Source organism: Rothia sp. LK2492, assembly GCF_040946345.1.
GTDB lineage: Bacteria > Actinomycetota > Actinomycetes > Actinomycetales > Micrococcaceae > Rothia > Rothia endophytica.
The window spans coordinates 107,165-122,385 of sequence record NZ_JAYWLX010000008.1 but is presented as its reverse complement, the minus strand read 5'-3'; the positions used below and the strand labels follow the sequence as shown (position 1 = coordinate 122,385).

The window sequence follows — 15,221 nt, the reverse complement described above, 5'->3', positions numbered from 1 at the left end:
CTACAGTCGCCAATCCTAGGTGAATAGCGGGTCCCATCATCCATGAAAACCACCAGTCCCCTACATTTTCGAAAGATGCCCAGATGCTACCGCCCTTTTGAAGCCAGCATCTGATAAAAGCTATGGCTACAGGTATTAAGGTGAGACCTAAATAGCTGAGATATGTGCCCCATAGATTTCCTGATATTTGCACAGAGCACAACAAAAGAAGCGTTACAAAAGTCAGTATGTACAGATTCCCTCTATTAATAAACGTTCCATGAATAACGATTATGATTGCTGCAATACAAACCAAAGCCCATGCTGTACCTTCAGCATTACCATTGCGCATAGCGGCTGAAGCAACTGTCAGCCAGGTGGGGCTTGCTCCAAAAAAACTATTTAACAGCCAATCAAGCCAGTTGAGAGGAGCTATGGACCTGCCAAAAAGAACCCATAAATAGGTGTAGAGCAGGACTAATATATTTATACCTCGCCCAAAAATAGTGCCCATTAGTGCATTGCTCACACCTGCCAAAGTCTCATCAATAGCCTTGATTAAATCTCCTTAAATTTTTAGAGGTCAGATTTACGAGGACAATACCCAGAGCCTTGGCACATATAAAATTTTGTCTTCAGAGCCGGTCGTTTACGATATAGCTTGAGTTTCATGCCGAACTGCTCTATCCAACGGCGTCGATCCTGTATCAAAACAGGTGTCAACTCCGTCTTGATACAGCCCCAACGCTCCTTCAAATTCCATCATATTCTCATAGTATATGTATTCTATAAATAATAGAACATATATACTATCGTTTCGCTATGTAAATACACATAATCACCAAGCGCGCAAGCACCACCTCGGTGGTGCTCAAAGCCCCAGAAACCCGTCTACCAGCTGGCTCCCCCCCCCCCCCCCCCCAGCGCAAGACTGCTCACCAAGACTGCTCAGCCGTTAACATAGACCTCAACGACATCCTCTTCCAAGACCGCGTAGCCACCTACATCCTTCGCGTCACCCGAACATCCATGATCGACGCTGGGATAATCGTCAGCGATTTGGTTCCAGCGGGTATCTTTACACCTTCAGATGGTTTGACCTATACCCTTATGAGTCGTGATGTTGCCGGGGTATTAGTCTAGGCGCAAAATAAATGCGGAGCTGGTTTACTGAGCTTGGAGCTAACTGGCTTCAGTGCCCCACCTGATTAGTAAATACGTCGTGATACGCTCTCACCAAGCGGCGGTGTGTCAGGATGAGCTATACCTGAATGTATAGAAACTAGGCACAGCATCTCATGTCGTGCTTTAATTAGAGTCATGTCTACAACAAAAAACACTTGGTTCATCACCGGCGCAAGTAGCGGCTTGGGTCTTGCCTTGACCCAGCGGGTGCTGGCAGCTGGTGATCGCGTTATGGCCACGAGTCGCAGTGGTGACCTCCCCCTGCATCACCCCTCACTGACTGTATTGCGGTTGAATCCGGCAGACCGAGAAGACTGCCAACGGGCTGTGCACGCAGCGCACGCAGCCGCGGGTCGACTCGACGTCTTAGTGAACAACGCGGGCTATGGTCTCGTCGGTGCTATCGAGGAAGTTAGCGAGAAGCAGGTGAGGGCAATCCTTGACGTCGATCTTCTCGGCCCCTTGTGGCTCACGCAGGCAGCGCTTCCGCTGATGCGTGCCCAGGGCGGCGGTCACATTGTGCAAATCTCGTCAACAGGCGGAGTCGGGGCCATGCCCCTACTCGGTACCTACAATGCTGCGAAGTGGGGCCTCGAGGGCTTTACCGAGGCATTGGCAGGTGAGGTTCGCTCCCAGGGTGTGCGAGTCACTCTCGTCGAGGTCGGCTCTATGGATACCTGCTGGGCAACCACCGGGATGCAGTTCAGCACGCCGATCCCCGCCTATGACGAGTTACGCGAACAGCTCTTTGGTACCGCCGTTGTGCCCTGGCCAAACGAGCCTGGTGCCACGGGCGGCGGGTCGTCGCCGGAGGTCATAGCCGAGGGTATTTTCAATCACGTCGTTGCGCAAGAGGGTCCCCTGCGTTTAGTCCTTGGCGAAGACTCTGTCGACCAGATTCGCATGGTTCTTGATCAACGCCAACAGGATTATAGGCGACAGCCAGGGTTCCAGACCACGAACTAATCCGCTGCACCCTCAAATATTCGCCGTCTGCCCTTAGTCAGGCACGATGTCCCTCGATGCCGTGCCACTCAGGGTTTCAAGGTGCGACACGTGGTGGTCTCAAAGTAGACAATCTAGCGTCGATATCCTTTTGCGGTCTTATCGAGCGTCTATTTAGCCACGCCAACGCCTCTCTGACGACTCTCCGCCCTTGTAGCGGCCGTCTCAGCGCTCTACCGGCGGCCAGGAGACTTATAAATGGGCCACGACCTCGCTGGTTGGCATGCCCTAAACGTCTTTGCGCACCTGCCTCTTGAGATTTCCATCCACCAGATGGTTCCGACAGACAGGGATATACGCATCTGACCGTTCAACTTCGCCTAGTTCTCGAATAATGGTTTTCTTCATTCAGAACTACTTCAATGTTCTATAGTCCACATGTACTGAGCTTATATCGTGTTCTTGTAAAGTTTCTGGCTGGGCTGTGAACTTTTCTGGTTCAAACAAAACAAGATTGTGTCCCTCGGCAAGAGCACTAGAATAAGCTACCCCATCAAATCCTTTTCTTTTTAGGAGTTCACAGAGATACTGGGTCGGAACATACCTGTAAGGTGCAGCATCTGGACGCACCGGACGTGAGAACTCATCAGCAATCTCCCGTACCATTTCTTGAAAATCTCTAGCCCTCAAAATTGGGGTAGATTCAAGATAATCAAATGGGGAAAATAACGAGGCAACCTGAACAAGATCTGCAATTTTCAAGCCCTCATTTTCCACCGTATCTATCTGAAAACTGGCAGTTACGACTTTCTGTCCAGGGTGAGGACGGACTTCCGCTATCGCCGTTGACTTTTCAGAAGCAAGATAGAGATAAGGAATACCAGCAGGGTTCAGCCTTCCATGGCCTGCTTTCTCACGAGGAGGCGCACCTAAGTCCTTGGGTTCAAACGATTCTTCAGAATCATGAATCCGTGCACGATAGTAATTTTCGGCTACTGATGCCTCTTCTAATCTGCTCAGGTAATTTACGACTTCTTCAAAGAGGCTGACATCACTTCCGAAAGCCCCAAGCGGCCATCGGTTTCGATGCTGTATCTCCTCTTTATGCTCTCTCCATCGCTCTGAATTCTTCTCATCCTCTAAAGAATCAGGTAACAGGTTCGCTAACACATCAAATGTATCGCCAGAAAAAATATCCTGTAAGAGCAGATTAGCCTGCGAAGTATAAAGAGTAGATAATAGCCCCCAGTCTGATTTCAGCCAGGACAGCAAGGGCTTCCCCTCAGCTTTTTCAGTAGGCCGATAGATGACACGTGCCCATTCAAAATAATCGGGTAGTTGATCAACACCTACCAACTTTTGGTTGGTTGAATCACAGCAACAACAAGCCTTGCTTGAAAAAGACCAGGTATTGGGGTCCAACACTTTGAACAGGTCATCACCTAGACAGAGGTTACAATATTGGTTACCCATTGGCAGTATTACTTACCTGAAAGGTAGGAATCTACCAGCTCTATGTGGTGCTGAATTGATAGTTTTTTTACGAACCCCAGGCCGGGGAAGTGTCCTCTGGTATGAAGGTCCCGGAACTCCGCTACCGCTTTTCCTTCATAAATCAAGACAGGATGCTTGTCTAGAAAAGCGATCATCTTATCCAACGCCTCAGAGAATTTATTACCGGGGTCAGCGAAGGTCTCATTTGAATCCGAGACAAAATGTCGAACAAACATCACATCATCTTGCGCGGGGTCAATATAGGTCAGATGCAACGCAACAGCGTAAGCCGGTCCACCAGATTCTCTGTATCCTGAACCCACAATTTGATAGTCGCCAAATCCAGATAGTTTAAGATCTTCGTAAACTACATGGAGATCAGTGAAGAGATCTTTATCCTTATAGTCTTTATTGCGTTCCTCTGAGATAAACCCGTCCTGGAGAAGAATCCACTGAGCGTCACTAAATTTTCTACGATAGAGGGTAGAAGTGTTTTCATCTTCAAAAAGATGTACAACCTGTGAGTTTTGAGCAGACAATGAAACTAGCTTTGATAGCGCCTGGGCATCTTCAACTGCTGAGTCATGTAGAAAATATAGAGGGCGGGAGTCTTCACTAGAGACGCTATACCTGTAGCTCTCAATATCGTCTGCATTCGTTGAACCTCCCACAACTAGAACAGGGTGAATTACTGGATCAGAAGCTGCGAAGTGTTCCTGATATAACGTCGAGAGTGTCTGATCCTCTTGAACTAACTCACCCACACGGGGGTTAACGATAAAACCTGATGAGATGCCTTTGCTCTCTAGAACCTCTAATGTTCTTTGCAATGTAGAAAGATTTGCTCTTACGGGCTCAATGATCGGGAACACTTTATCCGATCTAAGGGTATCGGCTTTGGCAAGGTCACGGATAGCAGCAAGCTCAAATTGCTTGCCCCGGAGAATTGGGTAGTACATCTAAGACCAACTAACAGCTTCGTACAGTGGGGTTTGTATTGCCTTTAGTATATGGTTTTTTTGCGTAGCAGAAGGGTGAGAACGTAAAGCTGCTGCATATAACGATTGAGGTAGCTGAGAGAGATAACTACTCATGGACGCCTGCGAACGAGAACTTCTCACCGTCTTCACCATAGAAGCATGTAGCTGTTCCACAGGAAATTCACTCAGAATCTCAGTATAAACACGTCGCTGCCGAGTATTGGGCACCGTAGGCTTTTCACAGCCTAGTTCATTGAGCATCATCTGAAGTTCAGAAAGTTTTAAAGCATCAAGTATTGCTGGTTTCTCGAGAGTGCTAAGACTTTGTTCTGCTTGACGGATTGTGGATAAAGATAGCTTTTTATTCAGTTCTAGTATGCCGACGTCAGCAGGGAGAATTTTCTCTAATGTCGTAAGGTGCTTTGCATCAGCTACTACTATGACTTTGGCGAAGACTTTTCGATAATCCTCTACTTGTATAGGTAGTCGAGCGAGTGAATCGCGATCGGATTTTATTTCATAAGCAGTGGAAGTTCCGTTGAAGATAACGGTGTCTGCTTTGGAACGTAGCGCTCGCATTTCCTGGACGAGTACAGCTGTATTCAGTGAGTGGCGGCCGAGAAGGATCTTTTCGGCGATGGTGTTTTTATAGATGTATTCGTTGCGTGTGCCGGGTTGGGCGAGTAAAGAGAAAGCTTGATCGAATGCTTTTCCGACGGAGAACTGGGTATCGAATTTTTCTCGGTAAGCTTCTGACGAGACAATCTTGGAGAAAAAAGCAGATTTCTGGTGCTTAGCAAAATCCGTAAAAATCGTGGGTGAGAAGATGCGCTCCAGGAGAAGAGCATCTTGGGTAAACATTTGGGCACCTTCCGAAGACTGTTTCATTGCATAGGGAATCAACTGACTAGCGTAATAGTGGCATTTTTGTTCTAAAAAAAACAAGCTAGTCATGCTCAACTATAAGTATCATCTTTCTTTAACACTACCTACTCAGGATATATGATAATCGCAACCTGCTGATTGCGGCGGGAAATCGGAAGTCTACAGCAGACTTCGTGAATACCCCGGCCATCCATACGCTAAGTCATTAGATTTCCTCTTATCTGCTGATGTAACTCCCAACATCAGCCGCGGACCAGGAACAACAACGTATCCGGGCTGATCTTTTTAAAGATCCATGACTTGGACCTGACCCCCAGCCGGTCGGTGAACTTGGCGGCATGTTGCCAGAACACTTGGTCGATAACGTAGTCGAGATCAAGGCAGATCGTTGTCACGGTCACGAAGCCTTCCGGTTCATAGCCGAACATGGCATTTGACCCCAATATGATGACGTCTCCAACGTTCGCCTGTTGCACACCCAGCTCGTTGTGCAACAGAACCGATCCGGCACGCACGAAGATCAGCCTCGCGCAGTCTTCTGCGGAGATCGGGCCAGCGGTACGAAAAGTTCGGCTTCGAGCCATTAAAGGCTCGAAGCCGAACGTCCGGGATATTCCCAGAGCCATCGAGGTCAGTCTGCGTCTAGTGGTTGACTGTCCTCGGTCTGGCGCATGCGCCCGGCCAGCAATGCGATCAACGCGAGAGCTGGCGGAATGACTCCCGCAATCACAAAGATGATGGGGATGGGAACCAACAGTGAGAGCGGCCCTGCGATGGCGATTGAGACCGGCATGAACGCGATCGAAACGAAGAAGTCGAGGCTGGCGACTCGGCCGATCATGTCGAGCGGCACCAACCGTTGCAGCAATGTTCCCCACACGACAACGCCAGCCCCGGTGAGTGCACCGACGACAAAGAGCGCGGAGAGCATGAGGATCAAATTGTCGGCAACGCCAATGACCACAAGAGGTAGTGTTCCTCCACCCCAGCACAGGATCATAAACGTCAAGTACCGACGAGGAAGCTTCAACGACGACACGATCAGCGAACCGACAGCCCCACCTATCCCATAGGCGGCCAGAAGGAACCCGAAAGTAGCTTCAGCATCCTCGAATCGGTCGCGGGTGAGGAACGGGAGGAGAACTTCGATCGGGCCTTGGACAATGAGCGCAAGCGAAGACCCGAAGATCAGCGTCCAAAGCAACCAGCGTGTACGAGCCACGTAGGCAACCCCCGCACGAAGGTCACCCCAGACGGTCGGGCGATCCTCGGGAGGAGTGGGCTCAGTGTGTTCGTCACGACGGCTAAGAAACAACGTGATGACGAAAGCAATCGCGTACGAAGCCGCGACGATGACCGCTCCGATAGCGGGGAAGAACATACCGACGATGACTCCACCGAGGGCCGGGCCCAGCCCTTGCCCCATCGATGGACGGAGCGCCCCTTCGAGCCCATTCGCGGCCAGGAGTTGCTCCGGCGGAAGGACCACAGGTAGGTAAGCGCTGTACGCAGGGTAGAAAAAGGCGCTCCCGGCACCCATCGCGAACGAGGCTGCGGCGACGTGCCAAAGTTCGATATTCCCGGTGAGCGACAGGACCGCCACGGCGGTCATGATCGCGGCCGTTGAGCCCTGCACTGTAATGAGAATCCGCCGTTTGGAGAACCGGTCTGCGACAACCCCACCGAGAACGGAGAACGCAAACAGGCCAAGACTCATTCCGGTTGCAACCGCCGACAAGGCAAGTGGGCTGTCATCGAGTGCGAGTACTTGGAAGACCATGACGATCGTCCACATACCGGTCCCGAATACCTCGATGCCGACGGCGGCAAACAGGAGACGGTAATCACGTGATGCCAATGGGCGGAGTGCGCGTAGCTTGATGGTGTTGCTCATACCAGTGCCTCGCCTTCAGCCATCGCCATCAGATGTACATGAGACCATTGGGCGACATCGCGCAGGAGTTGCCGATCGTGGGTCGACAGTACGACGGCCGCTTGGGTAGCCCCGAGTGCCTCGGTGAGTTCGTCAACGAGCGCGATGGAGAGGTGGTTGGTGGGCTCGTCTAGTAGTAGCACGTGCGGGCGTGCCGCGAGTACGAGCGCCAGATCGAGGCGTCGTTGTTGACCCATCGACAGTTCACCCACTCGTTTGCCTGCCTCGCGCGATCGCAGCAGTCCAAGTTGACCGAGACCGACCGCCTCAGATGATTGAAGCGTTCCTTGACCGACGAGTTCGTCGAGGTGTCGGGCGTATACCTCGTTCGCCCGGCGATCAGGCGGCAGCATCGTCTCCTGACGAAGAAAACCCAAACGCGTGCCACGGGATGTCCGCACTGTTCCCGTATCTGGCAGTAGTTCGCCCGCCGCGATACTCAGGAGCGTCGACTTTCCGGCCCCGTTCGAGCCGGTGACCACGAGCCTGCCGCGGTGCGAGAGTTCGAACGACACTGGCTGCGCTAACCGCCCGGCAAGGCTCACGTTGTCGACGTTTAGTAGCACCGCCCCTTTTCGTGTGGGCAGGTCGGGGAACTGGAATAGCTGCGGTGGTTCAGGTACCGTCACCGCGTGTGCTTCGAGTGCTTCCTGGCGTCGGTGCACGCTCTGCACCAGCCCGCCCGCGCGCGTCGCGCGGCCGTGCTTCGGTGACCCCTTCTCCGGTCGCCAACCCGATACGAGTCGGTTCTGTGCAGCGCTGAGACTGTCCTGCAGCCGGGCTTGTTCCTGCTGCTGGCGGTCGTACTCCTGCTCCCAGCGTTCCCGCTCGGCCACGCGCCCTTCTCGGTATCCCGCGTACCCGTTGCCGTAGATGCGGGGGCGATCATCAGGTGTCGGATCGAGGTCGACCACCGTCTCCGCAATGTCAGAGAGCAGCGCGCGATCGTGGCTGACGATGACGACACCACCGTTGCGCGTGCGGAGTTGCATGGTCAAGAAATCAAGTCCGCTGCGGTCGAGGTGATTGGTGGGCTCGTCCAGCAGTAAGAAATCATCTTCAGCCCCCAACAGGCAGGCCAACCGCACTCGATATCGCTGCCCCACAGACAGATCAGCGAGCAACCGCGTCATGTCGGTTTCGGCGTCGAGTGCTTCGAGCGCGATTTGTACCCGGCGCTCGGCATCCCAAGCGTCGAGCGCTTCCGCATCTTCCAAGGCCGCAGCGTACTGCTCTGCGGCCTCGCTACTCCCTTCCGCGAGAGCGGCAGCGGCGTCGTCGAGTGTGGCCAGCGCTGCGAGCGGTTCGGCGATGGCCTCCGCGACGGCCTGCCCAACGGTTCGGTTGTCGGTGGAGTCCATCTCTTGTTCAGCGAGCCCGAGCGTGCCGATGCGCTGGATCGTTCCACTATCAGGTACCAGCGTGCCCGCGAGCGCGTGCAGAAGTGTGGTCTTTCCGCGCCCGTTCTCTCCGACGATCGCCACACGGGACGCGGGAGTGACGACGAGATCGACATGGTTGAGCACCGGGGTTACGCCTCGCATTACGGAGACGTCGGAAGCGGTGAGTTGCGCGCGATGGCGCGCCGGATGACGGTTAGTAGGGGTAAGCATTCAAATCCTTCAGCAAGGCGCACCACGACGAGCCAAACAGCCAGCGGGCACGCAAATGACGGGGACCCTTCCAGGGTCAGAACGAGCGGCCGTCGCTAGCTCGGAGTTGCTCAACGAGCGCGATAGGCCTACTCAACCGTCACAGGAAATACAAATGCATGCTTCCAGTGTACCCCATAAGGTCGGCAACGCTCAATCCCCACCTCCGCAACCAAGCATGTAAATGTCGATAGCAGTGCCGACCTCTCAAAGCAGACTGCGAAGCGACGCAAGCCACCGCTGGCGCGTCTCTTCCGGTGATTGTGACCGGCCCGACACCTCAGTAGCGAGAGAGAGGTAAAGCCCCACGAGAATCTGTGGACGCAAGTCAGATGTGTCGGCGGGGTCTATGCCGAGGCGGCGAACGTAGGCATCGCGCAGCCGGATGCTAAGTGACTCATGGAGGTAGGCGAGTTGGCGCTGAACGCGCGCATCGTCGCCAAGCTGATTGCGAATCGCCTGTCGTCGCCTGTCCAGTTCGGTCGTCGGGATCAAGAAGAGTTGCGCAGTCGCCCAGTCAAGCGTCTCGATCGCTACAACACCACGCGTCGGCATTCCTGGTGCGGGTATCTCGCTCCAGCAGTGTTTGAGGAGCAATGTCCTGTTACGCTGAGATCTGCTTCCTGATCACATCCCCCGTGTCTACTTTCCGGGGGTCGGGCCCCTTTGTTCAAGGAATCTCATTCTAAAGATATTGTAAAACTAGTATCGCTGGCGCACACGTGCCCCGACTGATCCCCTCTTCTGGTTCGTTTCACTAACAAGACGATTTAAACCAGTCTTGAACCAGCAGGCGGACCGTACGCCTGCCTCGCTTTGGAGGGGTAGAACCACTTTCTAAGTGGGGTGGCAGGGTTAGCTCAGCTAACTCCCCTGCCGCCCCGGTGGCTAAGGTCGCAGGGAGGCACCGTTGCTAGCAATGACCTGCTTGTACCAGTCAAAGGACTTCTTGCGGTAGCGCTCCAAGCTACCCGAACCGTCGTCATTCCGGTCTACATAGATGAAGCCGTAGCGCTTGGACATCTGAGCGGTACTGGCTGATACCAGGTCAATGGGGCCCCAGCTAGTGTAGCCCAGCACCTCAACACCGTCCTCAATCGCTTCGCCCACCTGCACCAGATGATCATTCAGGTAGTCGATGCGGTAGTCGTCTTCAACGGTCTCGTTGATCAGCTGGTCCTTAGCGCCCAGCCCGTTTTCCACGATGAAGAGGGGTTTCTGCCAGCGGTCCCAGTAATCATTCAGAATGATGCGCAGCCCCACCGGGTCAATCTGCCAGCCCCACTCTGAGGCTTTCAGGGTGGGGTTAGGGACGCCGCCAATGATGTTGCCCTCGCCACCTGCCTCCTGGTTGGCTGACTCACAGACCGACATGTAGTAAGAGAAGGAAACGTAATCGACTGTGTGCTTAAGGTCTTCCTTATCAGCATCGGTCATCTCTAGTTCAACGCCCAGCTCCTTGAGCTTGCGCAGGAAGTAACCGGGGTAGGTACCGCGCACGTGCACATCCCCAAAGGTGTAATCCTCGTGGGAGGCAGCCATCGCGGCGAGCGCATCCTGGGGGTCAGGGGTTAGAGGGTAACGGGGAACCGCCAGAATCATGCAGCCGACCTTGTTCGCTGGGTCGATGTCGTGGGCAATTTTGGTTGCACGGGCTGAAGCAACCAGCTCGTGGTGGATGGCCTGGTAGAGCTTTTGAGGGCCGAGTTCCTCGGGCGTGCTTTCGATGCCCGAGAAGAAGGGGAAATGCAACACCGAATTGATTTCGTTGAAGGTGAGCCAGTAGCGCACGCGCCCCTTGAAATGTTCTATAACGGTGCGGGCGTAGCGTTCAAAGAAGGTGATGAGCTCGCGGTTGGTCCAACCACCGTAGTGCCTTGCCAGGTGCAGGGGTGTTTCGTAGTGACTGAGGGTAACCAGCGGTTCGATGCCTTTTTCGAGCAGGTAGTCAATCACCCGGTCGTAAAATTCAAGGCCCGCTGCGTTGGGTTCTGCTTCGTCCCCCTGAGGGAAGATACGGCTCCAGGCGAAGGAGAGTCGGAAGGTTTTGAAGCCCATTTCAGCGAAAAGATCGATGTCTTCACGGTAGCGGTGATAGAAGTCGATGGCTTCACGTTTGAGATTATCGTTCGTGGGTTCAGCGGTAGGTGGGGTGCGCAGGCCGTGAGGCATGACGTCCTGGACGCTGAGTCCCTTGCCGTCTGCCCGATAGGCGCCTTCGATTTGGTTAGCTGCGGTTGCCCCGCCCCAGAGAAAATTGTGAGGAAACATCGTCTCATCTGCCTTCGTGTACTGTGCAGGCAGTGTCTGCCTGAAAAAGAAAAAACCCCGAGAATCACTGTATCAGCAGAAAAATATTTCTGGCAGGTAGCAGGCTTTGTGATTCTCTCTGAGGATTCCATCATGGGTTTTGATACCTTTACCATGGCACCTGCTCAGGGCGCCACTCCCATTTTTGCGGTCTTTGCCAAGAGGTTCATTGAGCAGTTTTCCCCTGAGGTTGCCTCCCATGTGCCCAGTGTCCTTTGCGCTCTCTGGTTTTTAGTTAAGCACCCATTCCTGCAACCCATCAGCAACTCCTCCGCGGGATTCTACTGCCTGTTTAACCCGCGCGTAAGAAGCTGCTGCACGTGCCGGCGCAGCGCAGGAGCTTGCTGCTGCGCTGGGTGAGGTAATGCAGTAGCGGTAGCTAGGGTCATCGACCATCATGCTCGGCGCCCAGCGCAGGGCCTTAACCGACCAGTCCCCTGCATCATCGCGGGTCATGACGGCGTTGACCATAATGCCCTCGTTGTTACCGACGATGGACGGTGAGAGCTCCGTGACGTTATTGCCCATGCCGTAGACAACCCAGGTGTCCCCGAACTTTTCGATGGGCTGGACGGTGTGAGCGTGCTGACCTACGATCAGATCAAAGGCCTCGGAATCTGACAGCTCACGAGCGACTGTGACCTGTTGGTTGTTGGGCTCGGTGACGTATTCATCACCGGCGTGCATATTGGCGACCACGATATCAGCACCTTTTTCTCTAGCTCGTTGAGCCTTAGCGAGCATAGTCTTGGTGTCGAGCATATCTACCTGCCAGTTGTGCTCGGGAACCTGCCCGTTAAGCCCGTAGGTGCCGGTAACCACCGCAATCTTGACGCCATTGGCGCTTTCAAAGATATCGGGTTGCTGGGATTCATCTTCGCTCAGGTTGGTGCCGGTGACCCCCATACCGGCTGCCTCAACGGCTCTATAGGTTCGTTCGAGCCCCGCAGTCCCCTGATCAATGGAGTGATTACTGGCCGTCATGCAGGCGTCCCAGCCAATGTTAGCTGCCGCCGTAAGAATCTGGGGAGGTACATTGAATCTGGGGTAGCCGCTGTAGGGGCCGCTTTCAACGGCTACCGGGGTTTCCATTTGGCACACGGCCAGATCTGATTTCTCTAAGTAGGGCTTTTGAGATGCAATCATCGGCTCAAAATCCAGCAGCTCTTGCCCGGTCAAGCGGGCATCAGCACCGGCCTGAGCCCACAGGAGGTTGTGCACTAAAAAATCACCGGTAAAGGTCAGAGAAACGCAACTAGCATCACCGCAATCATCGGTAGCGGCTGCTGAGTTGTCCACAGCGTTGAGGGTGGGTGAGCTCTGAGTGTTCGGGCTCTGCTGAGCAGGCTCACTAGTTTCTTGACCGATACAGCCGGAGAGAAGGAGGGTCGTTGCGGCGACTATAGCCAAAACTATGTGGGGGCTCTTCATGCGTCATTTCGTTTCACCGTGGGAAAGAACTATGCTTCCCACTCTACCGGTGCCCCTCTTTGCTCCCGCTTATTACGTCTCGTTGAAGTTGGCATAGACACCCGCCACCGGTTCTCCGCGCTGATTGCGGGGCCGATAGCCTGCTAGGTTCTTGAGCAGTTTCATGTCGCGGACGCCTGAGACCGGGTTGGTATCGATGACAGCGCACCTGCCGATGGGCTCACCGAGGGTGAGTTTTACCCCGTCTAAGTCGCCAGGAACCGGCTTTCCCTCTAGGGGGGTTAGCACGTGTAGCTGAACCTGTTGCCCTGCCCACGTGTCTTCAATAAAGGGTTCATCCGTCTGGACGACCAGGTTGCACCGCAGGCGGGCAGCGTCCACCGACACCAAGCCGGTTTCGTGGTTAGAAGGTAGCTCTACCCTACGTCCTAGCTCCTCTAAAGTGGCAGAACCTACCAGACTCAGCGGGGCGCCAAAAATCAGCGGGTCAAGGGCATAGGCCAGCACCACCTGCTCGTGAAGGAAATCAGACAGAGCTCTATTGACCGGGTGGTCGTAGAGGGATAGGCGTTTAGGCTGACCCCAAAAATCAAAAGCCCGGACTTCTCCCTTGGATAGTGGCTCAAGAGTGAAGCTACCCTTCCCCGGGATACGCACCTCGAGTACCGTCCCGTGACCACACTCGCTCACAGAATTCTCTACCTGCACCAGTTTCGGGTAGGCAACAGATCGCGCTACCTTACCTGTCTGGGGCAGAACAAGACCCCAGCGGCGATTAAAAACAATGCCACCGGGGCCACGTTTCGCCCTCGTGTGGGCGGTGTGCCGGGCGCCTTTGACCGGGCTGAAACCGAAGTGTGTGACCGTTAGCTGGAGCATACCCCCAGCTTAACAAGCCACACAGCGCGGCAAAAGGCTAATTCCACAGGCCGATCAGCATGAGCCAGAGCGTGCCAACGCTACCCCATATGATGATGTTAACGACCGAGGCAATGAAGCTCTTTTTGAACCATTCGTTGGTGGGAACGTAACCCGAACCAAAGATGACGCCTGCAGGGCCCGAGGCATAGTGGGTCAACCCGCCAATCAGGTTGCCGGCGAAACCGAACATCAGAGCAGCGAACATCGCCGGGGTGCCTGCGGCGACAGCCGCTGCCAGGAAGACCGCGTACATGGCGACAATTTGTGCGGTGTTGGACGCAAAGAGGTAGTGGACGTAGAAGTAGACCAGGAAGAGCACGGCGAAAGCGAGCGGCCAGGGCATGCCTCCGACCAGTGAGCTCACAGAGTTACCAATCCAGGTAATAACCCCCAGGGTGTTGAGGTGTTCTGCCATAGCTACCAGCACCGAGAAGAAAATGAGGGTGGACCAGGCACCGGAATTCTTCGCCATGTCGTTCCAGGTCAGTACCTTGCCGGCCAGCAGAATCGCGATGCCCAAGAAGGCAGCTGAGGTGGCATTGACACCGATGGTTGAGCCTAGAATCCACAGCGCCAAAAGGAGCAGGAAGGTCATCAGCATAATGATTTCGGCGCGGGACATAGGCCCCGATTCCTTGAGTTGCACACGAGCGTGAGCAGGAGCGTCCGGAGTCTGGCGCAGGGTGGGCGGATAGATTTTCATCATGACCCAGGGCATAGCCAGCAAAGCGACCAAACCGGGCACCAGTGCGCCCAGAGCCCAGGTGCCCCAGGTAATGTGAACGCCCTGCTGCTCAGCGAAGCCCACTGCCAGAGGGTTGCCCGCCATCGCCGTAATGAACATGGCTGAGGTGATGGTATTGACCTGAATCGCGGTCAGCGACAGGTAAGAGCCCAGACGTTTGCGGGAGTCCGTGGTGGTGGGTTCAGAGTTATTCACCATTGCCAGCGATTTGATGATGGGGTAGACCACGCCACCGGCACGAGCCGTGTTAGAGGGCGTAGCCGGTGCAAGAACTAGGTCGGTCAGTGCCATGCCGTAGGCAAGGCCCAGGGACGAGCGCCCCAGCTTGGATACAAACATCAGGGCGATACGGCGCCCCAGGCCGGTGATCAAGAAACCGTCGGCAATGAAGAAAGCGGCGACAATCAGCCAGATGGTGGGATTGCCAAAGCCGGTCAGTGCCTCATCTTTTGCAGCCATGGTGCCGGTCATCATCGCTGCAGCCAGACCAATCAGCGCCACTGACGCAGTAGGCAGGGGCTGCAGAATCAACCCCAAAATGGTACCGGCAAAAATACCCGCCATGTGCATACCGCGTGGGTCGACCCCTTCGGGGGCAGGCAGGAAGAAAAGAATTAGAGTCACAGCCAAAATCGCTATGATTTTGGCAATCATCATATTTCGTTCACGAGCTGGTGCCGGGGCTACAGGAACTCCTGGCTGTGGTGCAGATGTCATGGTTGCTTTCTTCGCGCAGCCCTCAAGCTACGCGCTCGAAGTAG

General features: G+C 54.5%; 12 protein-coding genes. 1 reads left to right on the top strand and 11 read right to left on the bottom strand.

Annotation, left to right across the window (positions count from 1 at the left end):
• Positions 1 to 493: hypothetical protein (locus tag VVR27_RS09520; RefSeq protein ID WP_368548123.1), on the bottom strand; the 493-nt coding region annotated here is incomplete at its 3' end.
• 806 nt (positions 494 to 1,299) lie between these two features.
• On the opposite strand from VVR27_RS09520, the gene VVR27_RS09515 reads away from it, so the two are divergent.
• Entirely contained in the window at positions 1,300 to 2,130 is an 831-nt protein-coding gene (locus tag VVR27_RS09515) for an SDR family NAD(P)-dependent oxidoreductase (RefSeq protein WP_251379889.1), read from the top strand.
• A 393-nt stretch (positions 2,131 to 2,523) separates the two neighbouring features.
• Here VVR27_RS09515 and VVR27_RS09510 read toward each other — a convergent pair whose 3' ends face one another.
• From VVR27_RS09510 to VVR27_RS09465, 10 genes are all read right to left on the bottom strand, one after another.
• Entirely contained in the window at positions 2,524 to 3,582 is a 1,059-nt protein-coding gene (locus tag VVR27_RS09510) for an RES family NAD+ phosphorylase (protein WP_368548122.1), read from the bottom strand.
• Between the two features lie 8 nt (positions 3,583 to 3,590).
• Positions 3,591 to 4,562, bottom strand: coding sequence for a sce7725 family protein (locus tag VVR27_RS09505; protein WP_368548121.1), 972 nt, complete (start codon positions 4,560 to 4,562; stop codon positions 3,591 to 3,593).
• Positions 4,563 to 5,537, bottom strand: coding sequence for a sce7726 family protein (locus VVR27_RS09500; RefSeq protein ID WP_368548120.1), 975 nt, complete (start codon positions 5,535 to 5,537; stop codon positions 4,563 to 4,565).
• A gap of 173 nt (positions 5,538 to 5,710) precedes the next feature.
• On the bottom strand, positions 5,711 to 6,094 hold the full coding sequence (locus VVR27_RS09495) for a hypothetical protein (protein WP_368548119.1): 384 nt from the start codon (positions 6,092 to 6,094) through the stop codon (positions 5,711 to 5,713).
• Positions 6,095 to 6,099: 5 nt separating this feature from the next.
• Positions 6,100 to 7,362, bottom strand: a complete 1,263-nt coding sequence (locus VVR27_RS09490) for an MFS transporter (RefSeq protein WP_053544137.1) — start codon at positions 7,360 to 7,362, stop codon at positions 6,100 to 6,102.
• Complete coding sequence (locus VVR27_RS09485; protein ID WP_368548118.1) at positions 7,359 to 9,014, bottom strand: ABC-F family ATP-binding cassette domain-containing protein; 1,656 nt, start codon at positions 9,012 to 9,014, stop codon at positions 7,359 to 7,361. The genes VVR27_RS09490 and VVR27_RS09485 overlap by 4 nt, the downstream gene beginning before the upstream one ends.
• 927 nt (positions 9,015 to 9,941) lie before the next feature.
• Positions 9,942 to 11,324: a glycoside hydrolase family 1 protein gene (locus VVR27_RS09480; protein ID WP_368548117.1), complete on the bottom strand. Its 1,383-nt coding sequence runs from the start codon at positions 11,322 to 11,324 to the stop codon at positions 9,942 to 9,944.
• 270 nt (positions 11,325 to 11,594) lie between these two features.
• Positions 11,595 to 12,773: a CapA family protein gene (locus VVR27_RS09475; protein WP_368548116.1), complete on the bottom strand. Its 1,179-nt coding sequence runs from the start codon at positions 12,771 to 12,773 to the stop codon at positions 11,595 to 11,597.
• A 93-nt stretch (positions 12,774 to 12,866) separates the two neighbouring features.
• Positions 12,867 to 13,673: an MOSC N-terminal beta barrel domain-containing protein gene (locus VVR27_RS09470; RefSeq protein WP_368548115.1), complete on the bottom strand. Its 807-nt coding sequence runs from the start codon at positions 13,671 to 13,673 to the stop codon at positions 12,867 to 12,869.
• A gap of 37 nt (positions 13,674 to 13,710) precedes the next feature.
• Entirely contained in the window at positions 13,711 to 15,177 is a 1,467-nt protein-coding gene (locus VVR27_RS09465; RefSeq protein WP_368548114.1) for a DASS family sodium-coupled anion symporter, read from the bottom strand.
• Positions 15,178 to 15,221 lie beyond the last annotated feature (44 nt).